A 22,620-nucleotide genomic window follows, 5' to 3' on the forward strand; every position below is an offset into this window, starting at 1 on the left:
TTCCCTTTCATTTATTATCAAACTTTCCTATTTTACCAGAGAAATCCATATTTACATCTCAAATGGAATTGCTATATTTCAAAGTCGAGAGAGATTTTCCCAGAATTATTGAAGCGGATCTCCGAAATGGCGTTGGCGATGTTCGCTACACTATCAGCGTTGCCGAGTGCCGACGCTTTTCAATACCAGAATTAGATGTAATTTCTCTAATCAGCCGCAGCCATGAGTGAACAAGCCAAATTAATACCGAATCTGCTGCTAATCCTATTTGCTGCCCTTCAGGGCTATATTTCAAAATTAAGACTCGCGTCGATCCTGTTCTATTCAAAAACGAGAAAGAACTGTTCGGATTCTGAAGCTACAATTGCTGCATGGATATTCTGTAGGAGCGATCGCACAATGCGTTATAATGCCGATAGGAGATAATGGTGCGGGTCAATGACACAAGTTCTCGACCGGGAAACTCTCGATGGGCGAGTGGTGCTCAACGGCACTTGGGAGCAATTCAAGTTAATCCAGAAGGTTTCGGAAGCTTCCCCTGGCATAAAGTTGTCTTTTTTTGCAGGGGCGATCGAGATTCTGATGCCGGGATTCCAACACGAAAATTTTTCTGAAATCATTGGTTACTTAGTGACCACTTTTCTGCTGCAACAAGGTTTTAAGTTTTACCCTTCTGGTTCAATGACGCAGGAGAAGACGCCAGAAGCTTCTACTCAAGCAGACAAATCGTTTTTCTTGGGAGAACCTAAGTTGATTCCCGATTTGTCGATCGAGGTGGTTTATACTAGCGGTGGACTGAGCAAATTGCCAAAATATCGAGCTTTGGGCGTGCCTGAAATCTGGTTTTGGGAAGATGGCACGCTGCGGCTGTATCATCTCCGCGAAGATGGCTACGAGCAAGTAATTCAGAGTCAACTGTCAGGATTGGAAACGCTGGATATCGATTTGCTAAGACGCTGCATTTTAATGGGTGAAACTGATTTGGCTGAAGCGGTTAAGGTTTTTGGCCAGGGAATCTCGATAGATATTACATGACTGCAAGACGTTCGATTTTCCTAATTGGCGATCGAAATTTTAGTGGTTTTGGCAACATCTGGAAAAAATAGCATCCCCACATCCCGGGCTTCTTAAATAAGTCTGGTTCTGCTGTTGCTGGGAACGAGAAATACAGTCTTTTGTAGGGGCAATCCCCCTGCGGTTGCCACTCCTGAGAGGTAATGTTGCGGATATCGTGCAATTAAATAATCTCCGCAATCAAAGGTGAATATAAATCCGGGGTTCAGTTCGCAGACAATGAAAATTGCACAAAAGCTCGATCGCAAATTATCTCTTTAACAAAAACATGGCAACACTTTACGTTAACCCGCAAACAGGCAGCGATGCCGCAGCCGGCACCCAATCCGCTCCATTCAAAACTATAGCCCGCGCGATCGCCCGCGCTGCATCGGAAAGCACTATTCAGTTAGCACCGGGAATTTACAGCGCTGCTAGTGGCGAAAAATTTCCCTTGGAAATTCCCTCGGGAGTAAAAGTTGTTGGCAATGAAACTAACAAAGGTAGAGGCATTCTGATTCAAGGCAGTGGCAAATTTGTCAGTCCCACCGCTGCGGGCCAAAATATCACGATACTGCTAGCAACTAATTCGGAATTGCGCGGAGTAACTGTTACTAATCTCGATACTCGCGGCACGGGAGTCTGGATTGAGTCAACTTCTCCGACTGTGGCTAACTGCAGTTTCACACTTTGTAAGGGCGAAGGCGTTTTTGCCACGGGCACTGCTAATCCTGCGATTCTCGACAACATATTTGTGGGAAACTCCGCCGCTGGGGTGATTGTGGCGGGAACTGCTAAAGGAGCAATACGGCGCAATATTTTTCAAAAGACGGGTTTCGGCATTTCTCTGCAAGCTCAGTCGGCTCCTTTGATTGCTGATAACCAAATTTTGGAAAATCGCTCCGGTATAGTTTTAGCGGGGGAATCTAAGCCGATTTTACGCAAGAATCGCATTGAAAAAAATACCGAAGACGGTTTGACTGCGGGGGGGAAGTCGCTGCCAGATATTGGTACTGCTCAAGATTTGGGCGGCAATATTTTTCAGAATAACGGTGAATTAGACTTGCAAAACGCGACTGGGGTTAAGATTTCTGCGGTGGGAAATCAGCTCAATTCTTCGCGGGTGAAAGGTTTATTTGAGTTGGGCAATGTGACGCCAACTCCGACTCCTGGGGAGGTAAAGTTCAGCGACACCAGCACGCACTGGGCCAAGGATTTTATCGATCGCTTGGCAAAGATGAATATTGTTAGCGGGTTTCCCAACGGCACTTTTCAACCTTACGAGATTGTAACTAGAGCTCAGTATGCGGCTATGCTGGCGAAAGCGTTTGAATTGGTGCCGCGCCGTGAGGCGACGGTTTTTAAGGATGTGGCGGCGGATTTTTGGGCTAAGGGAGCGATCGACCAAGCTAATCGAGCTGGCTTTTTGGCTGGATATCCAGACAGCACGTTTCGCCCGGAGCAGAATTTGACTAGAGTTCAGGCGATCGTTTCTTTGGTAAACGGCTTGCAGTTGGCGGGCGGCAACCCCAATTCTTTGAGCGTTTATGTCGATCGAGCTCAGATTCCCAGTTTTGCCACCGACGAGATAGCAACCGCCACAGAGCGCAAAATCGTGGTCAACTATCCCGCGCGCGAAAAGCTTTGCCCCGCCCACGACATCACCCGTGGCGAGATATCCGCCCTCATCTACCAAACTATGGTAGCCACAAAGCGGGCCGATCCTATTAACTCTCCTTACATCGTCTAAGGGAATTGGAAGACAAGGGAGAGGATAACTTGGGGTACAAAGAACCAACCCATATTCCCTCGCCCTTGTCTCCAATTGCCTCACTCTCACCCACTTTCACCCACTCTCACCCACTCCCACTCTCCCAAGTCTTGATTTGCGAGTACCCGAATCGTTTTATGATTAAACATTAAGAAATTAAGCAATCCTTAAGGTTTGACTGTCAGATTATGGCTAAAATTCAATTTTCTCGGGGTATAGACGAAGAGGCTGTGCCCGAAGTGCGCCTAACCCGTTCTAAAACGGGAGCTCAAGGCACTGCCACATTTATCTTTGAAAATCCCAAAGCTCTCAGCAGCACCAGTACCGAAGACATTACTGGAATGTACATGATCGACGAAGAAGGCGAAATCCTCACTCGCGAGGTTAAGGCTAAGTTCATCAACGGTCAGCCTGCCGGTTTGGAAGCTCTTTATCTAATGAGAAATCCCGAAGAATGGGATCGATTTATGCGTTTTATGGAACGCTACTCGGAAGCAAACGGCTTAGGATTTAGCAAGGCATAATTGATGGGGAATAGGGAATGGGGAATGGGGCATGGGGAATGGGGCATTGGTTATTGGTTATTAGTTATTAGTTATTTGATGATCAATAATTAATAACTAATAAATCACAACTAACTAATGACTTCTTCCCTCTTCCCTTTTCCTGATTTCCTCTTCCTTCTTGCTTCTTCCTTTTTCCTTCAACATCTGTTATATGACGCAAATTCCTCACCCCGACTTATCTAAAATAACCGTAAACTGCGCTATCATTACTGTTAGCGACACGCGCTCGGCCGAAACAGACAATAGTGGCTTGTTAACTAAGAAGCTGCTAAAAGATGCGGGTCACTCTGTGGTAGCTTACACTGTTGTTAAAGATGATGCGGCCAAAATTGTATTGCAAATGCAGGCTTTTTCCCAGCGTGAAGATGTGGATGCAATCATTTTTAACGGCGGCACGGGCATCGCTCCCCGAGATACGACTTATGATGTGATGGAGAGTTTGCTAGACAGGATTTTACCAGGATTTGGTGAAATATTTCGGTTTTTGAGCTATCAAGAAATTGGTTCGAGGGCGATCGCCTCTCGCGCAGTTGCAGGGGTGTATCAAGGCAAGTTAGTCTTTTCTCTTCCGGGCTCTAGCAATGGTGTAAAACTAGCTGTGGAAAAGCTAATTTTACCTGAATTAGTTCACTTGGTGACGCAGTTGCGGGGAGGGTGAGAGCGAAAGTTCGGTTAAGTGACTGACCGAAAGAAATTTGGTTACAAGTCGCCCGAGGCATCGGTGGAGTGAGAAAAAAGCTTTGAATCCTCATCGCAAGCCCCCGGGTTTAGCAGTGAGGTCGCTTTCTTCAATCTAAAATCTAAAATCTAAAATCGACTGACTGCATTCACCGCAAGAAACGGGTGGCTTTGAGCCTGCTCTATGGCTAAAGTAAGGAAACATCAAAATTCCCTTGATTTAGACTAGATGATTTCGATGCAGAATGCGAGTGTCTATGCTAGCGAAGATTATCACCGGATTGCTCGGGCGATCGCCTTTATGCGACAACACCACCTAAACCAGCCCAATCTGGCAACTGTGGCCCAACACATAGGACTGAGTGAATATCATTTTCAACGCCTATTTACTCAATGGGCCGGCATTAGCCCCAAGCGGTTTTTGCAATATCTAACAGTTGAATATGCCAAGTCAAAAATCACTCACACTAAAAGCCTTCTAGACCTAACATTGGACGTGAGACTATCGAGTCCCGGACGATTGCACGATTTATTTGTGAACTTAGAAGCAATGTCACCAGGGGAGTTCAAAGCAGGCGGAGCAGGTTTGCAAATTCGCTATGGCATTCACGATACCCCTTTTGGCAAATCTTTAATTGCTACAACTGCCCGTGGTATTTGTAATCTTTATTTCTTGGATACAACAGACGAACAAACCGCCGCACAAAGACTGCGATTGGAATGGAAAAACGCTGAAATCATTCGTGATGAGCAAGCCACTCAATCATTGCGTGACCTGATTTTCAATTCAGAAACTTTCAGCGAGCAAAAACCACTAACGCTGTTGGTAAAAGGCACTAACTTTCAGATTCAAGTTTGGCGAGCACTTTTGAAATTGCCATTTGGTGCGATCGCAACTTATCAAACTATAGCTCAAATGGTAGCACGGCCAACTGCTGCTAGATCTGTAGGAAATGCGATCGGTAACAACCCGATCGGCTATCTAATTCCATGTCACCGAGTCATTCGAGAATCTGGAGAACTCGGTGGCTATTGCTGGGGAGTAGAACGTAAAACAGTCATGTTAGGTTGGGAAGCTAGCCGTACAATCTGCGATCAATCGGGAAGAAAAGCTTAAGTTACATGGCTGCACGATCGAGGCAAATACACCGGGGGAATCCATATGGGGTGAGAGATACAACCCACGGAACTACCCTTGCAGGAATAGAGTGGTCTAACGCTCCGCTTCACCCGCCGCAGACAATTTCTTGGTTCCACCAGACAACCTTGATATGGTCGGTGTGCAAGCGGGTTGTTAGGCTACACTATCCAGCAATTGTCCCACTATATTCTTCGTGACACTCAGCTTGAGGAGGTTAATTTTACGTTCCCTCCGCTACGTTGTAAAATCGTCTCTGTTATCAAGTTCTCTCGCCATACTATCCCGATTTGCGCTTCAAAGCTATCACTCGGGTTTAAACGCCCTGAATAAACCCCTAAAAGCCGCCAACTCAAAGGACGTTCCACAACGCTAACCTTGTTTGTTGCACGGTCAAGAGAGTAGTGTCGCCAGTTAGAAATTGCTAAACAAGGTGCCCCTGACATGCCTTCCCTAGTGGCGGTATCAACATAAAAAAAACAATTTATCCCCTGACCAAACTCCAACGATGAAGCTAGACTCGCTCGCTTCCAGATTGGCAAAAAGCCATCTGCTGAAAGTCCAAGAGGATAGCCTGGCAGGAAGAGGTTATCTCCAAGATCAATCAACATATCATGATCATGCCCGCTAGAATCAAAAAGATCCCTTGCCAAGCCAACCTCATTTGCTTCAATTGGCAGTACGGCGACATCAAAATCTTGACCACGAATCGGATGTTGAAACCAAGTTGCTTCTAGATTTGAGGCATCGCCTAATGAGCGTATAACTGGCTTAAAAGTGAGGGATTCCTCTTGAAACGAAGCAAAATAAAATCTACAAGCATCTGGTACAGCACAACTTTTATGTTTAGGTTGACCGCTTTTAGGATCGCGTCCTGAGAAAACATGCCAGTTACTTACCAAAAACCAATTGGATTGATACTTCAAGAAAAAACCCGTTGCGTTACCAACTAGATGATCGTTACAAAGTAACTCTATTTTTGTGATTGAAATCGTCAGTAAATTCGCAGTAGTTGCCATTAGTAAAAACCTATAATGTACAGTGACGAGCAGTGCATCTTGTTGTAGAAATTTTTTATATTTAAGGGCTGAATTTATGGTAATACATTTTTTTTCAGTCTAACTTATAATTGTATCGCAGTTGCTTGATGCTACAAGAACAACGACTGCAACTCCAGCTTGCTGCAAGTTTTGCTGATAGCGCAAATTTTGATCTGTGGTGAGCAGAATTGTGAAGCCCTCTTGACTCATAAGCCGCAGCAATTCACCGTTCTTTTTTCCTGACCATCCCATCTCAACAACTGTGCGTATCTCGTAATCAGCAAGTTCACGCTTTAAAGGTCGTGGGGCACATTCATCAAGCAGGATTCGCATAGGCTGTCAGCATTTCCTTGGCTAATTCAAGAGCTGCAATTGTCTGCTCCCGACTGACACTAGGGAAATGGTCGAGAAATACCTCTAATGAATCACCAGCCTCCAGATAATCAAGTAGGGTTCTCATTGGTACACGAGTCCCCACAAAAACAGGGGTTCCCCCCAGAATATCGGGGTCGCTATGAACAACACGGGATGTTAATGTCATAACAAATTTAGCCAACTGGCTACCAGCTTTTACAACAATTGTATCCCAAAGTCCTTTGATTTTCGTGAGCATAATGCCCAAAGGATCGCTAGCATCCATTTCATCTAAAACTACAACTTTTAGCAGTTTAGGTTGGGAAGCTAGCCGTACAATCTGCGATCGATCCCGATAGCATTACTATTTTTGCTACTTGCCTTCGCAATCGATCGCAGATAAATTTCAGGCTGCAAGGTCGATCGAGGACTTCGGAGTATGTCAAAATACACTAGAAATATTGTGTATCGCCAGTTTTGCAATGACGCTGCCTACCGGATCTCGTTCTCCTGCTTTGTTCCAAACGCTTTCGCTGGTAGCTGACCCGATCGCATTTTTCGATCGCTACTCTGCCAAATACGGCGATACATTTACCGCCCGCGTGTTGGGGCCCTCTTCGCCTCCCGTGGTGTTTCTGGGCCGTCCAGAAGCGATTCAGGCGGTGTTTACGACCTTAGCCGATGCCTTTGAGTTTGGCAAAGTGACCAACGTATTTCGCCCGCTGGTAGGAAATGAATCCCTCATTATGAATGAAGGGACGCGACATCTGCGACAGCGACAGCTATTAATGCCCGCCCTGCATCGGGAACAGTTGCACAGTCAAGGGCATTTGATTGTTGATTTGACGAAAAAGCAGACGATCGACTGGAAAGCCGCAGATGCGATCGCAGTCCGCGAAGAAATGTCAGAAATTTCGCTGCAAGTAATCTTGCAAGTCGTGTTTGGATTAGTGCCGGGAGAGCGCTACGAACGCCTGAAACAATTGCTCAGCAAGCTTTTAGAGGCGATTACCTCTGAGCTGTACTCCATGCAATTTTTCTTTGAACCGTTGCAGCAAAATTTAGGGCCTTGGAGCCCGTGGGGGCAGTTTTTGCAGCAGATGGCGCAGATTGACTCGCTGATTTATGCGGAAATTGCCGAGAGGCGATCGCATTCTCTGGATTCGTCTCGCACGGATATTCTGTCGGTGTTGATGATGGCCCGCGACGACAGCGGCGAATCCATCGGCGATCGAGAATTGCGCGATCAGTTGATGACGCTGTTGTTGTTGGGACATGAAACGACTGGATCGGCGTTGACTTGGGCGTTTTACTGGCTGCATCAGTTTCCCGAATGTCTCGCTAGATTGCGGCAGGAATTGGATGAATTGGGCGAGAATCCCGATCCGATCGCCCTTTCGCAGTCGCCCTACTTAACAGCAGTCTGCAAGGAAGCGCTGCGGGTTTATCCAATTGCCTTAATTTCGCAGCCGCGCAAGGTGAAACGGACGATCGAACTCGAAGGCTATACATATCAACCGGGAACGATTTTAATCCCCTGTGTCTATTTGGCCCACCGTCGGCCTGAAACCTACGAAAATCCCGCTCAATTCAATCCCGATCGCTTTTTAGAGCGCAAGTTTTCCGCCTCTGAATTTTTACCGTTTGGAGGCGGGAGTCGAAGCTGCATCGGGATGGCGTTATCGATGTTTGAAATGAAACTCGTTTTAGCAACGGTGCTGTCTTCCCGTGAGTTTGTATCGAATCTCGATCGGCCAATTCGTCCGGCGCGCCGGGGAATCACCTTTGTTCCGCCCGATAGATTCCGATTAACGGTTGTGGGCGATCGGCGTTAGATTCATTGCAGTAAAACGCCGTGTCAAGCAAGATATGTTATTCGATGAAAATCCCAGCAACTTTGTCTCCATTCATCGTCATGTGTGCCACAAATTCATCTCCACCATCTTCAAAACTCAGCTTCCACAAATAAATCGGAGAATTACCTTGTTTTATCTCACCAAAATAAGTAATTGAGTATCCCTTTTGCAGGCGTGAAGCGAGCTGCTCGCTAACATCGTCAAACATTTGTTGTGTAATGCTCGCTTTGTAGCCTGCATCACCGACTGTAGTAAAAAGCTCGTAATTTTTCGATGCAGTCGCATTCAAAATAACCTGCAAACAATCGATGACGTTTTGAGAGGGGGCTGTCGGGGTCATGATGATGTCCTTGTTTTAGGGTTCTATCAAAATGTGTAACAAATAACGGTGTGAATAGTTCCTACTGCTGTCTAATATCAAATCCGGTAGCATCGGAATTATTTATCGGTAGGGGGCGCGGGAACAGAAATTTTTAAATCCACAAATTAGACTATTTACACTCACGCACCGCCCCAAAGATTGAATAATATCGATGCAACTTTACTATTTATAGCAGTTTTCAATCGGATGAAGTACAGCTTTAGACACGGCAGTGCCGTCTCCTACCCGATATCTGTACTTCACTCTACTGGCAACCGCTATATCGCCTTAGCAACAATAGTCCGGTGTCGGAGTGTATTGCAAGTAATTGTCGGCTGGGCAAAACCAGAATCTACCAAAGCTTGCTCGATATCCAACCCAAAATACTGATCCAAATAAGGCTCCGTACTCTTGAGCAAAGTCAAAATATAAGGAGGCATTTTGGCATAAACTTCCGACTGAGGATTCATATCCATAATTGTCAAATGTCCGCCAACACGTAGCAAACGCCTCGCTTCCCGGAATATTTCTCTAGTAGCTTTCTGCGGCAATTCGTGACAAACTAAACAAATAGAAACTAAATCAAAAGCAGCCGCCGGTAAACCAGTAGATTCAGCAGCAGCGTGAACCCAAGTCGGAGACTTTTGATTTGAAAATTCAGATTCTCGCTGTTGGGAACGGTATTTAGCAACTGCTAAAAAATAAGGCGACAACTCCACCCCAGTCATCTTCGCTTCCGGGTAAACCTCCCCAAGAGCAAAGGTACTCATTCCCACGCTGCATCCCAAATCAACAATATCTTGCGGTGAAGAAGCAATTTGAGATTTGATGACTTCGTGATAGCTGGCCCGGAGTTTTGCATCGCCTTCTGCACCCGCTTCCGGCCAAATTCCCGCGTGAACTGTACGGGCGGCAACTTCTACTTCTGTAGCAGCTTCCCAGCTCATATTACCTTGTTCGTAAGCGTGAAATGAAGTTAGATAATATTTCGGGTAAACAATATCTGGATTTTGGACACTGAGCAATTCTGCATCCCAATTTCGAGCTAAAAGTGCTTGGGCTTCTTGTCGCCAATGCACTCCGATTTTTTCGGCTCTTTTTATCATCATTTCCCGCGCTTGGTGCTTGGCTAGATTAGCTAAAGGTTTGATGGAAAGGACGCCATTTACTAAACGCGATGCTACTCCGGGAGTTTTGTTAACTGCAACAGTCATATTTTATTTTTTTCTATTTTGCGCCCTCTATTTTAACACGTTTGGGCGATTTTGAGTCGGTCACTATAATGAAACTTAACTTTGTGCTGGCGAATGAAATGCAAATGTTTTGTGGAAAAGACTTTTTTTTAATGAACCGCAGAGGGCGCCGAGAACGCAGAGTTAGAGAAGAGAGAAAAGCTCAGAGGATTGCAAAACAGGAGCTGGTCGTCTAATATTTATTTGTGCTTACCTACTTAGTTCTGGGGAATTCCTCTGGAATCGGGAATCGGATTTGCCGAAGTTGGAGTATTTGGAAGAACACTTTAAATCTGGCTATTCAGGAGTTTGTGATGAGCAAATCTATTGTGGAATTTGTTGACAATTTGCAGTCTGGTGGCGTCACTGTGATGATGTTAAAATCTCTCGATTTTGTGGTTCCGGGGGAGTGGAACAATCTAGTGGGTTTTGATAATACTATTCAAGCGCTGACAGGGGAAACAAAGCGCAAGTTAGTTGGGAAAATTCGCGATCGCGCGATCGAGCTTTACGCTAACCCCAATGAGCCATATCAAGGCGTACTCAGGCTTTACCAGTTAGCAGACAGCGCCGACAGTGCGTTAGGTGCAACGGCTATGGCGAATAAAATTGGCGAAAATATCGGCTTTCTTTCCTTTCTCAACCGCCTCACTCCCAAAGCTGACACAACTCAAACGATCGACTTGTGCGTCAAAGTGGCGATCGAGCTAATTGCCTACTGCAAACTTAACAATATTTCCCTTGACAATGTGGGAAGCTTTGGTAATTATTTATCCCATTACAAGGGCGAATCTCTGATGCGGATGGCTGCTTTAGTTTGTGCTGACGGTTTAATTCCCCTTGGCCCGGACTTCATTAGAGTAGCACAAAATACCCTAGGCGGATTGAATCCTTCAACCTTGCAGCAAAACTCAACATTCCAAAATATCAGCAACCTAATTCCGGGCGCAAATAATTCACAAAAGTTCGGATTTGTGACAGCAAGTTTCGCCTCAGCCCAAGGTTGGATGAACAATTTAGTACAGTCTCGCGGCTTAACTCCCGCCATAGTTTTAGGCCATCTCAAGCAATACATTGATGTTGCCGATGACAAATTGGATTATGTGGCGGCGTTTTTAGACATGACTACCAATTATTACGAACATACGGGAATTCAGACGGTTGCTCGCCGATTGATCGATCGAGCTTATGCTGAAATAGCCTCTGGCAGATACTAGAAAAGTCGTTCCCAGGTGAGGGAACAGAGCGAACAGCGAGGCTCTGCCTCTAAATATGCGTTCCCAGGCAGAGCCTGGGGACGAGGGAATAAACCTCGCAATGTGAGTTAAAATAAGCAGATTATGTTAGCAAACCTCTTTTAATCGCATTGTGAAAAACAAATCGCTTCCTTCATTCGTAACAGTCAAGCTAGGCAAATTTGTCTGGACATCAATGTGGCAATTAATGATGTCAAAACTAGCGCCGCCCGATCGCACCGGAGCATACATTCGCCCCAGCAGCAGTTTCCGCAACTTTGTCAGCACTGCACCAGACAACCCTCACGGGCCCGCTGCGGGACGGTATCGCCTCTTCGTGGGTACGGGATGCCCTTGGGCGCACCGCACTCTGGTGACGAGAGCGCTCAAAGGGCTTGAAGATGCGATATCGGTGTCGATTGTCTATCCCTCTGAAGGGGGAATGTGGGTGATGGAGTCGGAGACTTTTGGCTGCAACACGATGCCCGAACTTTACCAGTTGGCTTTACCGGGCTATCAGGGGCGGTGTACAGTGCCGGTGCTGTGGGATGACTCGAAAAAGGCGATCGTCAATAACGAGAGTTCGGAAATTATTGTGATGCTAAACTCGGAGTTTAACGAGTTTGCTAGCAATCCTCAAATGGATCTTTATCCTCTGGATTTGCGATCGCAAATTGACGAGTGGAATGAGAAGATTTACCAATCGGTGAATAACGGCGTTTATCGCTGCGGTTTCGCGCAATCTCAAGCTGCTTATGACTCGGCTTGCAGTGAATTGTTTGCTGTTTTAGACGAGATCGATCGCTCGCTCTTGAGGAGTCGTTACCTTTGTGGCGATCGGGTGACTTTAGCAGACGTGCGGCTTTTTACTACTCTATTCCGTTTTGATGCAGTTTACTACAGCTTGTTCAAATGCAATGTGCGCCGCATTCAAGATTACGAGCATTTGGGAGCTTATCTGCGCGATTTGTACCAGTTGCCGGGAGTTGCTGCCACTTGCGATTTGGAGGCTGTGAAGCGCGATTATTACGGCAATTTGTTCCCGCTGAATCCCGGCTGCATTATCCCCGCTGGGCCCGATCCGGCGAGTTTGCTCAAAGCTCACGATCGCGCCGGGCTCAGAAACCGGGTTTCTTAACAAAATCGGGCGTGAAGATGCCAGAATAATCGCAGAAACCCGGTTTCTTGGATGCTTGGGCAGAAACTCAAAAACCGGGTCGATCTCGTTCCCAGGCTCTGCCTGGTAATGCATATCCAGAGGCTGGGCCTCGCCTTAACCCTCTAAAAAACCCTCCATTCTCTCCTTTACTCCAACCTCACGATCGACAAAATATTGATGTTATTTTGAAGTGAGCTTAATCAATATTCAAAATCAAATCATGTCTGGCGATCGCCCGAGTCATCTCAAAAGGCGATCGCACTTATATACAAAAATCCAAACAAGGAATTGGCCATGTTAGGAAATGAGGCTTATCGGAAAGTACAGCAGCGCATTGAACAGGCACGGCGACAGCGAGCAATAGCACTTGATCTTAGCTACATGGAACTGACGGAACTGCCAGAGGCGATCGCATCCCTCACCCAGTTGCGACAGCTTTACCTCTCCTACAACCAACTGAGGTCACTACCAGAGGCGATACGCTCCCTCACCAGGTTGCAACTGCTTGACCTCAGCAACAACCAACTGAGGGAACTGCCAGAGGCGATACGCTGCCTCACCAGGTTGCGACAGCTTGACCTCTACAACAACCAACTGAGGTCACTACCAGAGGCGATCGCATCCCTCACCCAGTTGCGACAGCTTTACCTCTACAACAACCAACTGACGGAATTGCCAGAGGCGATCGCATCCTTCACCAGGTTGCAACAGCTTGACCTCAGCAACAACCAACTGAGGGAACTACCAGAGGCGATAGGCTCCCTCACTCAGTTGCAAGAGCTTTACCTCTTTGACAACCAACTGAGGGAACTACCAGAGGCGCTCGCATCCCTCACCAGGTTGCAAGAGCTTGACCTCAGCAACAACCAACTGAGGGAACTGCCAGAGGCGCTCGCATCCCTCACCAGGTTGCAAGAGCTTGACCTCAGCAACAACCAACTGAGGGAACTGCCAGAGTCGATCGCATCCCTCACCAGGTTGCAAGAGCTTGACCTCAAAAACAACCAACTGAGGGAACTACCAGAGGCGATCGCATCCCTCACCGAGTTGCAACGGCTTGACCTGAAAAACAACCCTCTCAATCCTGACCTCGCTGCTGCCTATGAGCAAGGCACTGAAGCCGTCTTGCAATACCTGCGGGCAAAAGCACAAGCACAAATCACCCTGAATGAAGCCAAACTGATTTTGATCGGTGAAGGTGAGGTGGGCAAGAGTTGTCTGTTGGGAGCATTGCGCGAGGATGAATGGCTAGAAAGTCGTCCCACCACTCACGGCGTTGAAATTAAGCCAGTTATTGTCACCCATCCCGACAGTGGCACAGAGATATCACTCAATGGTTGGGATTTTGGCGGTCAACCGATTTATCGATCGACACACCAGTTGTTTTTCAGTGCTCCAGCCGTGTATCTGGTGGTGTGGAAGCCACGGGAAGGCCCCCAGCAGGGCTTTGTCAAAGAGTGGATTACCCTGATCAAGCATCGGGAACCAGATGCCAAAGTGCTAGTAGTCGCCACCCACGGCGGCCCCGGACAGCGACAACCTGACATTGACAGACAGGAAATTCAGGATCGATTCGGCAGCGATACGGTGCTTGACTTCTTCCATGTAGACAGCAAACCCGACCCTCAGAACTCCTGCACCGGGCTGGCAGAATTAAAACAAAAGATTGCTAGTGTCGCCGCATCTCTTCCCGAAATGGGACGTTCCGTTCCCGCCAAGTGGCAGCGAGTGCGGGAAATCTTGCAGACAAACGACAAAGCCTATCTGCCCTACAATGATGTCCTTGCCATCTGCGCTCAACAGGGAATCGATAAAGAACAAGCAGAACTTTTCCTTGGCATTTCCCATATCTTGGGGCATATCATCCATTACCATTACGATCCAATACTGCGCGATATCGTCATCCTCAAACCCGACTGGCTAGCAAAGGCAATCAGCTTCGTACTCGATGATGAAACAACCCGCCGCCGCAACGGTTTAGTAGATTTTGAGCATCTGGGCCAATTATGGAGTAATCCCCCGTTTCCAGGCGAGGACGGCTACCCGAAAGAACTACATCCCATCTTTCTCAAGCTGATGGAACGCTTCGATTTGTCCTACCAGGTGGTGCTCGACCCAGCTAAACCCAGCAATACCAGCTTGATTGCTCAACTTGTACCCGATACACGCCCGGAATTGCCCAATTGGGGACAGCAACCGGAAGGGGGAGACAGACAACAAGTGCAAATCTGCCGGATTGTGGACGATCGAGGACAACTTGCAGTAGCAGAAGGATTGTTTTACAAGTTGATTGTGCGCTTGCACAAATACTCACTGGGGCGCTGCAATTACGAAAAAAGTATCCATTGGCAACGGGGTTTGATGCTTGACAACGACTACAACGGTCGGGCATTGCTGGAATATGTTAACACTGATGTAAAAATTACCGTGCGGGCAGCTTATCCAGAACGGTTCTTGTCTTATCTCACGGAAGAGATTAAATGGCTAGTCGAGAATTTCTGGGAAGGATTGCGATGTAATGTGATGGTTCCCTGCATTGCGACTTGCGGTATGAATTCGCCTGGAAACGGGCTATTTGAGGTTGAGAAACTAATTGAGAGCAAAAAGAAGAATCGTCATGAGTATCCCTGTCCCATTTCAGGCTGTGGTGAATGGCAAAACATCGATCGTCTGCTGAATAACGCGCCGACTGCTCAACCCCCATCCCAAGAAATCGGCATTCAGCAATGGCGAAATATTCTCAAAGACGAGCTAAAAATCATCCGCAAAGATTTAGTGATTGTCGATCGTCGAGGTCAAGAACGTTTTGAGTCATTGTCTCAAGATCAGCGCAAGATTCTCAGCCAAATCGATGAGGAATTTGCGTCGCTAATGCAAATGCTCACCGATGAAGCGAAAGATGGCCCGCGCCTGTTCAGTTTCAAGCCCGTCGATCCAAAGTTTTTCGATCGCCCAAAATGGATAAGTACAAAATTGCAAATTACCCTCTGGTGCGAACACTCTCGTCAACCGCTTCCCGCCTTAAATCCTAACGACAAAAAGCAGGGAGTTTATGAATTGGAAGTGTCGCGCGAATGGTTTACCAAAGCAGCCCCCTATCTCAAAATTTTGAGCGGAACCCTTAGTCTAGTCTTACCTGTCGCAGCCTCAGCAACCAAGCTAATGCTAGATGAAGCCACCTACAAAGGCATTGAAGAGGAACTCGATTTAGGACAAAAAAGCATCGAGTCTACCTTGAAAGGAAGCGATTTAGCGACTAATTTGTCTACCGGAAGTGATGCCCCTGATTGGCAACAGGGCGAAGCAGCCATCCGCGCCCAAGGCTCGATTTTGCGAGAATTACACGCCCTGCTAAAAGCAAAAGATCCTGGCTTTGGTGGTTTGGTGCGGGTGCAGAACAGACGCCGCGAATTTCTGTGGGTTCACGAGCAGTTTGTAGATGAATATTAATATTTTTATATTGACACCTTTATTACGATCGTGTGAAAATTTAAACAGCACATTCCTCGTTCCCAGATTGGTGACAAATTAAGCTCACACCGACAGTCTCTCTTATTTGTATCGAAGTCTCGATCCCCCCTAACCCCCCTTAATAAGGGGGGGACAAGATTCTTCTCAAAGTCCCCCTTCTTAAGGGGGATTTAGGGGGATCGAGACTCGACTAAAAGCGACATTTATTATGCGTTTCAGTCTTAAGTTGTCATCAACCAGCAGAGCCTGGTAACGAGGAATTTTCTTTGTTTGTGGAGCATCCGAATTCTATTCGGCGGGTTCTATTCCGTAGGTTCCTAACTTCCCGATAAAATCTCTTCGAGTGCTAATTTCAGGGTCGGATATTGATATTGAAAACCACTAGCTAAAGTTTGTTTCGGCAACACTTTCTGCCCTTCCAAAACAAGTTTTGCCCCGTCTCCCAACAGCATTTCTAAAGCAAAACCTGGCACCGGCAACCAAGAAGGCCGCTGCAAAACTTCCCCTAAAGTTTGACACAATTCATTCATCCGCACCGGATTCGGTGCTGTCGCATTCAAAACGCCTTCAACTTGCGGATTTTGCAAAGCGTACAAAATTAAATCAACCACATCCTCGCGATGAACCCAAGAAAACCACTGTTTCCCAGTGCCTAGCGGCCCGCCTGCAAATAGTTTAAAAGGTGGCAGCATTTTTGCCAACGCGCCTCCCATTCCCAAAACTATCCCCAGCCGCAAAATTGCTAGCCTCGTTCCCGCATTTTTTGCAGGTTGGGCCGCTGCTTCCCAGTCTTTGCAAACTGCTGCTAAAAAATCATTTCCAGCAGGGCTAGTTTCGTCAAACTCAGCGGTTTCGCTGGTTCCGTAATAGCCGATCGCCGATGCACTCACTAATACAGATGGTCTAGGATTAGCATTGACGATCGCCTCGACCAATTTTGCCGTCGTCAGTCTGCGACTGTCCAGAATTGCTTGCTGGCGCGCCTCCGTCCACCTTTCCTCTGCAATCGGCACTCCTGCTAAATTGACAACAGCGTCGCAGCCAGCGATCGACTTTTGCCAATCACCAGACTCCGCTGGAGTGTAGGCGACAACTTCCAAATTCGGATAAGCTGAAGCGGGAAAAACTCGGCCAGCCTTCGCCGCATCCCTGCTCAAAACTACCACTTGATGTCCCGCAGCTTGCAGCTTCTCCACCAGCCGGCTACCTACAAATCCCGTTGCTCCCGCGATCGCTACTTTCATCTTTTACCAATAATGCACAGTTCTAGCAGTTTAGACGATCGTCCAAACTTGTTTTGAATTATACAAAACTAGAGCGCCGGCCCGATCGCCTCCCCACAAGCTTTCTGTATTTTGATTAAACTGATATGGGACGCGAGGAACACAAACCATGCCTGCAAAAAAATCAAAGCTTCTAATTGCTGCCTCCACCGTCGCAGCAGGTAGCGCTGCGGTCTACTTTTACTTCCAGGGTTTGAGCCAACAAGTATCCAACCCTCAAGACAGCGCCAAAGTTGTGCCCGACGAAGCAATGATGGCCGCGTTTATCTCCCCCAATCCGCAAGCGTTGGCCCAGTTGCAGCGATTTGGCACGCCAGGAGCTCAAAAGTTGATGGGTCAGGGTTTGAAGGGCTTTCAAGAACAAAGCTTGGCAGGCACTCAAATCGACTTTGACAGGGACTTAAAGCCTTGGTTAGGGGGGGTGATGGTCGCTTTGCTGCCCGCTGATGCTGTGACGAATACAGAGCCTCCAAAACTGCTGGTAGTAGTCAGCGTGAAAAATAAAATTAGCGCTTGGAATTTTGCGAATAAATTAAAATCTCAGCCCGGTGCAACAACTCAAGAAAGCGAGTATAAAGGAGTTAAAATTTTTGAGATTGCAGAGCCAACTGGCAAGCGGTACAGTGTGGCTTTGCTGAACGACCAATTAGTGATGGCTCCTTTGAAAAAGCCTGTGGAATTGGCGATCGATACTTTTAAAGGAGAACCCTCCCTCGCTACGCAGCAGAGCACAACTAAGTTTTTTGCAGAGAGTGCTGGTGTCAAGAATCCGATCGCAACTGTTTATATTGCTGACTATCCGGCGGCACTTGAGCAATTGAAAGCTAATTTGCCCGCAGATATCCAGTTGCCTTGGACAGTGTTTTCACAGTTCAAACAAGTTAAGTCTTTGGTTGCGGGAATTGGAGCAGATAGTGAGGGATTGAGGGTAAAAACTATTGCTCAGTTAGACCCTAAATTCGTGCAGCCAAATCCACAATTCGCATCCAAATTGTTGCCCAGATTTCCGGATGAAACTATTGCTTTAGTCGGCGGCAAGGGAATCGATAAAATTTGGTCGCAAGCAACCGCTGAGGCAAAAGATAGCCCGGAAGTTGACAAGGGAGTTCAGCAGGTGAGGGATAGTTTTAAGCGGTTGGATTTGGATGCGGATCGAGAGGTTTTTGGTTGGATGAACGGGGAATTTGCGATCGGGGCGATCGGTTCCAATCAAGGGATTTTGTCTCAGTTGGGGATGGGGGCGGCGATGATTTTTGAAACGAGCGATCGCCCTGCTGCAGAAGCAACCCTGAAAAAACTCGATGCGATCGCCAAAAGCAATCCTACAGTCAGTGTCGCCCCCAGACAAGTTCAAGGCAAAGAAGTTACGGAGTGGCAAATACCCCAGCAAGGCACTTTATTCGGGCACGGTTGGCTGAATGAAAATTCTGTGTTTGTAGCTTTCGGCGGGCCTTTAGTTGATGTGATTACTTCGACGCCACCGCAACCGTTAAGCAGCAGTCCGAGTTTTCAGGCGATCGCTACTTCTTTACCCCGGGCCAACCAAGGTTACTTTTACATAGATATGGAAAAAACCATGTCTTGGGCTAACCAATATTTGCTCGCAGTACAGCCAAATTTAGTTTCACCGCCCGCTGCTGAATTGCTAAATTCTCTCCGAGGAGTTAGCGTAGCCACAGCTTCTAAACAACCGACAACTGCTGAGTTGGAGATGCTTTTTGCCTTCAAATCTAACAATTAGGGAATTTGTAATCGCTAATTTGTAATCGGTAATTCTTCCTTAATTCTTTCTATCCGTTAAATCTCGTACACGGCTTTGTTGTCGGACTTGTTTCTGACAAAAAAAAGATGCTGCCCTCCATAGAGGGCAGCTACTCAAATAAAGCATCTTAAAGTCTCTCAAAACTTCAGAATTAACCTTCAGACATTCCGGATTTATTCGGCAATTGCAAGTCATCAGGATCTACATAGTGACAAACTGCTTTGTCCATGCAAATCAAGGCCCAGCCGGATTTATCGATGCTCATCAACTTGTAAGAAGCTGGCTGAATAAAGAAACCTTTGTGGTTGCGGGTTGCTGGTTTGATGTTAACGTGGCTGTCAGTGCTCATGTTTTTACAACTCCTAGTATTATGGTAGAAAAATCTGAAAACCGCTGAGCGGGTTTGTGAATCGTCTAAGTTTTCAAATACTAGCACTGACTTTCTGAGTTTTCCATAAAGTTATTTATTGATTTATTACGATATCGTAATAAACCGCAAAATCGATTTCCTCGATCCCCGCCCAAAAATCGACTTGTTTTCCTGGTTACGGCTCCAGAAGCCACTGTTTAACGCGGGCGAGACTCTTCCAGTCGGGTTTTCTCTTTAATCCTTCTTCAAAATTTTTTTTAACTTCGTCGAGCAACTCTTCGGAAGCCATCACTAATTGCTGAGCCACTTCTACGTGGGGGCGCACTCCTTTATCTTTGAGATCCAGGATCGCTACTGCTAGGTTGATGCGAGCTTGGGGGTCGTGAGGGTTCAATTTAACGGCTGTTTTCGCTGCCTTTTGAGCCGGTGCAGGTTTATTTTCCAACAGGTAGAGCCACGCGAGGCTAGCCCAGGCATTGCCATTTTTTGGAGCTTTTTCGCACACTTCTTTAAACACGGGGATCAGATTAGCCGGGGCTTCGCCAGCTTGGTAGCGATCGAAACCGTCTTTAAACAATTCTTCAGGGGTCATTCGATTTTAGATTTTAGATTTGGGATGTTGCACGGAAAAGGGCATGGGGCAGTTAACAACTTCCTGCCCCATGCCCTCTTTTCCGATTTATGTAGAAAAAGAACTGCCACAACCGCAAGTTTGAGTTGCGTTGGGGTTAGTAAACTGAAAACCGCCCCCGATCATAGCATCGCTGAAGTCGAGAACCAAACCGTAGAGATAAAGAATGCTCTTGCGATCGCAAACTACCTGAAAACCGTCGTAGTCGAACACTTCATCGTCGGATTTCACGGTGCTGGGATCTGCGAAATCCATCACGTAGGACATTCCAGAGCATCCGCCCTGGCGCACCCCTACCCGCAAGCAGAGGTCTTTACCTTGTTTTTCTCTCAGGGCTAAAACTTGACGGACAGCAGAGTCCGTCATTTGAATGCCGCGCTTTTCAGAAATGGCTTGAGTCATAATTTGCCGAACTCCTGAGACTGTCTAATGCAAAGAGTTTAATCTTATTGCTCCATTGTACAGGCATTCGCCAGAAGGCATTCGGTTAGATGCTGAAGGCAGAATTTTTAGCTTCTAATTTTTAATTCCCGTGGGGCCTCGTTCCCAAGCTCGATGCCCTCTCCCCCTATAGGGTTTATGATTGATAAGCAGCGGTTGACCGGCTACCGGCACCGCAACAATGCTTCACCCAACGGGCTTACTCTATGGCAGCGCTGAATCGCACTACTCTTCGTCGGCTACAAAACTTACCTCAAATTCCCAGCGTGTGGGAGGGCGATCGCCGACCCTTATCTAATGCTGACTCACACCTGATGATAGATGACGATGACATTCTAGAAGCGGGTGGCGAGTGCATTCTCTGGGTCGATGGCTCCGAGGGAGTCGTGAGGGCTATGGACATGGTAGGCCCAGATGCCGGCCCAGAGGCGATCGTCCGGGCCCTGCTACGGGCAATGGAACATCCCCAAAGTCCGGCTCCCGCAGGTCGACCCCAAAAAATAGTAGTCAAAAACCGAGAAATTCAATTTTATCTGCGGGGCGTACTTCAAGATTTAAGCATTTCCATTGACTACGTGCCGGAATTGCCCTTAATTGACGAAATATTTCGCGGCATGGAAGAGGTCGCGATCAACAGGCCTCCTGAGTTGCCCCCTCAGTATGCTGAAGTTTTAATGGAAAAAGCTGCTCAAATTTGGCAAGATGCTCCGTGGCGGACTTTGAGGGAACACCAAATTATATCTATTGAAATCAATCAGTGGGATGTCGCCAGCCTCTACGTGTCCGTATTGGGGCAAGGCAGAATGGATTACGGAGTTTTACTGTACCGTTCTCTAGAATCCTTGAAGCGGTTTCGAGAACGAGTCGTCAACGATGAATCTTTTGAAGATTTAGAACAGGCTTTTTTAGGGCAAGACTGTTTGTTTCTTACCTTTGAAAGTGCAGCAGATATTGATGAGGACGACGACGAAGAAATTGATTTAGCCGAGTTGCCTCCATCGGAAATTGAACCAAATTTCGGCAACCTACATCCTTTAGAAGGATTGCGATCGATTCTTTACGAAGAAGAAGCCCTCACGATGTTAGTTGCTCTCGAAGCATTTCATCGCTTTTTCCGCAACGGCCGCCGGAAATTGGGATCGGACACTTTTCCCAGTCTTAGCAGTCGCTACCGCATCCCAGTTCCGCAGCCTGACGGAGAAATTCAACAGGTATCCGTTAAAGTTTCAACGATGCCGGATGTGTCAGAGGAATTATTACAGATGCTCGGTGATGATGACGGTGATGACGATGATGATGATGATGAATTTGAAAAGCCACTGCTGCGGGACGATTTGGTGCCGCAAAATTCATTTTTGAGTCTCGGCGCCGTACCTTGGGAAACGGTAGAGTTCCTGCGCGAAAGTGTGCAGTTTCACCAAGGTGCAGAAATTGATATTAATACCGCCGGAGATGGTTTGCCGGTGGTGATGATCCAAACTTCTCATCCGAAGGCAAAAACTATGATTCAGGATTTGAAAGAAGCTGGAGGGGTCAAGGCAATTGGTTTTAATCCGGGCGAAAATCCTTTTCAGGATGAGCAATACGACTTGGGTATTTTGCAAACTAAAAATGGGGATCTGTATTTGTTTGGGGAGTTTAATGAAGACGATCCGGTGCATCAGGAAGCTCGCAAGAAGTGGGACAATCGCTGTAAATTAACCAACGGTTGGTGCGGTTTGATTATTGCTAAAGGGTTGATGGGTGCTTCTCGCGGTCAGCCTCAGTTTAAGGATATGGTTGCTTTGCTGGAGGTGCGCTGGGTGTCTGCTAAAGACTTGGGAATTGGGCCACTTCAGTTGATGCCGATGTTTTGAAGGAAGAAGGAAGAAGGAAGAAGGAAGAAGGAAGAAGGAATATGTAAAATTAATATGTAAGGTGCGCCCCAGCGCACCATAGTTTTTAAATTATTAAGGGGAATGATTATGTCAAATTCTACTCAAAAGCGAGAAGTGTTAGTCGCCCTTGATGCTGAATTCGTGGAGAAAATAGACCAGCTTACTGATGATTGGACGGAGGCGATCGAGCAAGCTCTCCGTCTCTGGTACGCTAACCAAATCGAAGATAAGTTGCGGAAATATTATCAAAACCGCAGCCAAGAAGATATTGAGGATGAAAAAGAATGGTTTAATTTGGTAGAGGAACAGATAGAAGAAACATGGAGCAGCCCTGGACTCTAA

General features: G+C 46.9%; 22 protein-coding genes. 13 read left to right on the forward strand and 9 right to left on the reverse strand.

The window, feature by feature from the left end; all coding sequences use genetic code 11:
* From QUA62_RS03910 to QUA62_RS03935, 6 genes are all read left to right on the forward strand, one after another.
* Positions 1-230: PD-(D/E)XK motif protein (locus QUA62_RS03910; protein WP_333402494.1), on the forward strand; the 230-nt coding region annotated here is incomplete at its 5' end.
* Positions 231-438: 208 nt separating this feature from the next.
* Positions 439-1,035: a Uma2 family endonuclease gene (locus tag QUA62_RS03915; protein ID WP_333402496.1), complete on the forward strand. Its 597-nt coding sequence runs from the start codon at positions 439-441 to the stop codon at positions 1,033-1,035.
* Positions 1,036-1,342: 307 nt separating this feature from the next.
* A complete protein-coding gene (locus tag QUA62_RS03920) occupies positions 1,343-2,803 on the forward strand; it encodes a DUF1565 domain-containing protein (protein WP_333402497.1) in 1,461 nt (486 codons plus the stop codon).
* A 209-nt stretch (positions 2,804-3,012) separates the two neighbouring features.
* Positions 3,013-3,348 carry a photosystem II reaction center protein Psb28 gene (gene psb28, locus QUA62_RS03925; protein ID WP_333285182.1) on the forward strand — a complete coding sequence of 112 codons (336 nt, stop codon included), beginning with the start codon at positions 3,013-3,015 and terminating at the stop codon, positions 3,346-3,348.
* A gap of 193 nt (positions 3,349-3,541) precedes the next feature.
* Positions 3,542-4,048 carry a MogA/MoaB family molybdenum cofactor biosynthesis protein gene (locus QUA62_RS03930; RefSeq protein ID WP_006632696.1) on the forward strand — a complete coding sequence of 169 codons (507 nt, stop codon included), beginning with the start codon at positions 3,542-3,544 and terminating at the stop codon, positions 4,046-4,048.
* A gap of 258 nt (positions 4,049-4,306) precedes the next feature.
* Positions 4,307-5,185, forward strand: a complete 879-nt coding sequence (locus QUA62_RS03935) for a methylated-DNA--[protein]-cysteine S-methyltransferase (protein WP_333402498.1) — start codon at positions 4,307-4,309, stop codon at positions 5,183-5,185.
* A gap of 224 nt (positions 5,186-5,409) precedes the next feature.
* On the opposite strand, the gene QUA62_RS03940 is transcribed toward QUA62_RS03935, so the two are convergent.
* The 3 genes from QUA62_RS03940 to QUA62_RS03950 all read right to left on the reverse strand — a co-directional run bounded on the left by QUA62_RS03940 (position 5,410) and on the right by QUA62_RS03950 (position 6,886).
* Entirely contained in the window at positions 5,410-6,225 is an 816-nt protein-coding gene (locus QUA62_RS03940; RefSeq protein WP_333402499.1) for a hypothetical protein, read from the reverse strand.
* A 99-nt stretch (positions 6,226-6,324) separates the two neighbouring features.
* The gene (locus QUA62_RS03945; RefSeq protein WP_333402501.1) at positions 6,325-6,579 is read right to left on the reverse strand and encodes a DUF5615 family PIN-like protein; all 255 of its coding nucleotides are present in this window, start codon (positions 6,577-6,579) and stop codon (positions 6,325-6,327) included.
* Entirely contained in the window at positions 6,563-6,886 is a 324-nt protein-coding gene (locus QUA62_RS03950; RefSeq protein ID WP_199292732.1) for a DUF433 domain-containing protein, read from the reverse strand. Before QUA62_RS03950 ends, QUA62_RS03945 begins: the two co-directional genes overlap by 17 nt.
* Before the next feature lie 196 nt (positions 6,887-7,082).
* On the opposite strand from QUA62_RS03950, the gene QUA62_RS03955 reads away from it, so the two are divergent.
* Complete coding sequence (locus QUA62_RS03955; RefSeq protein WP_333402504.1) at positions 7,083-8,435, forward strand: cytochrome P450; 1,353 nt, start codon at positions 7,083-7,085, stop codon at positions 8,433-8,435.
* A gap of 37 nt (positions 8,436-8,472) precedes the next feature.
* Here QUA62_RS03955 and QUA62_RS03960 read toward each other — a convergent pair whose 3' ends face one another.
* Complete coding sequence (locus QUA62_RS03960; protein WP_333402506.1) at positions 8,473-8,796, reverse strand: hypothetical protein; 324 nt, start codon at positions 8,794-8,796, stop codon at positions 8,473-8,475.
* A 299-nt stretch (positions 8,797-9,095) separates the two neighbouring features.
* Positions 9,096-10,031 (reverse strand): class I SAM-dependent methyltransferase, encoded by a 936-nt coding sequence (locus QUA62_RS03965; RefSeq protein WP_333402508.1) that lies wholly within the window; start codon positions 10,029-10,031, stop codon positions 9,096-9,098.
* A 332-nt stretch (positions 10,032-10,363) separates the two neighbouring features.
* Between QUA62_RS03965 and QUA62_RS03970 the strand changes: the two genes are divergently transcribed.
* From QUA62_RS03970 to QUA62_RS03980, 3 genes are all read left to right on the forward strand, one after another.
* Positions 10,364-11,266 (forward strand): hypothetical protein, encoded by a 903-nt coding sequence (locus tag QUA62_RS03970; RefSeq protein WP_333402510.1) that lies wholly within the window; start codon positions 10,364-10,366, stop codon positions 11,264-11,266.
* A gap of 214 nt (positions 11,267-11,480) precedes the next feature.
* On the forward strand, positions 11,481-12,422 hold the full coding sequence (locus QUA62_RS03975) for a glutathione S-transferase C-terminal domain-containing protein (RefSeq protein ID WP_333402512.1): 942 nt from the start codon (positions 11,481-11,483) through the stop codon (positions 12,420-12,422).
* Positions 12,423-12,737: 315 nt separating this feature from the next.
* The gene (locus QUA62_RS03980) at positions 12,738-15,893 is read left to right on the forward strand and encodes a leucine-rich repeat domain-containing protein (RefSeq protein WP_333402514.1); all 3,156 of its coding nucleotides are present in this window, start codon (positions 12,738-12,740) and stop codon (positions 15,891-15,893) included.
* A 338-nt stretch (positions 15,894-16,231) separates the two neighbouring features.
* Here QUA62_RS03980 and thyD read toward each other — a convergent pair whose 3' ends face one another.
* The gene (gene thyD, locus QUA62_RS03985; protein WP_333402516.1) at positions 16,232-17,158 is read right to left on the reverse strand and encodes a thylakoid membrane protein ThyD; all 927 of its coding nucleotides are present in this window, start codon (positions 17,156-17,158) and stop codon (positions 16,232-16,234) included.
* Positions 17,159-17,306: 148 nt separating this feature from the next.
* Here thyD and QUA62_RS03990 point away from each other — a divergent pair, with 148 nt between their 5' ends.
* Entirely contained in the window at positions 17,307-18,938 is a 1,632-nt protein-coding gene (locus tag QUA62_RS03990) for a DUF3352 domain-containing protein (RefSeq protein ID WP_333402519.1), read from the forward strand.
* 172 nt (positions 18,939-19,110) lie between these two features.
* On the opposite strand, the gene QUA62_RS03995 is transcribed toward QUA62_RS03990, so the two are convergent.
* From QUA62_RS03995 to QUA62_RS04005, 3 genes are all read right to left on the reverse strand, one after another.
* The gene (locus QUA62_RS03995) at positions 19,111-19,308 is read right to left on the reverse strand and encodes a hypothetical protein (protein ID WP_006632682.1); all 198 of its coding nucleotides are present in this window, start codon (positions 19,306-19,308) and stop codon (positions 19,111-19,113) included.
* Positions 19,309-19,504: 196 nt separating this feature from the next.
* Positions 19,505-19,921, reverse strand: coding sequence for a tetratricopeptide repeat protein (locus QUA62_RS04000; RefSeq protein WP_006632681.1), 417 nt, complete (start codon positions 19,919-19,921; stop codon positions 19,505-19,507).
* Positions 19,922-20,008: 87 nt separating this feature from the next.
* The gene (locus tag QUA62_RS04005; RefSeq protein WP_006632680.1) at positions 20,009-20,362 is read right to left on the reverse strand and encodes a HesB/IscA family protein; all 354 of its coding nucleotides are present in this window, start codon (positions 20,360-20,362) and stop codon (positions 20,009-20,011) included.
* A gap of 245 nt (positions 20,363-20,607) precedes the next feature.
* On the opposite strand from QUA62_RS04005, the gene QUA62_RS04010 reads away from it, so the two are divergent.
* Both QUA62_RS04010 and QUA62_RS04015 read left to right on the forward strand, forming a co-directional pair.
* A complete protein-coding gene (locus QUA62_RS04010) occupies positions 20,608-22,257 on the forward strand; it encodes a DUF6930 domain-containing protein (RefSeq protein ID WP_333290095.1) in 1,650 nt (549 codons plus the stop codon).
* Positions 22,258-22,365: 108 nt separating this feature from the next.
* A complete protein-coding gene (locus QUA62_RS04015; RefSeq protein WP_333290093.1) occupies positions 22,366-22,620 on the forward strand; it encodes a hypothetical protein in 255 nt (84 codons plus the stop codon).

This window comes from Microcoleus sp. MON1_C1 (genome assembly GCF_036701945.1).
GTDB lineage: Bacteria > Cyanobacteriota > Cyanobacteriia > Cyanobacteriales > Microcoleaceae > Microcoleus.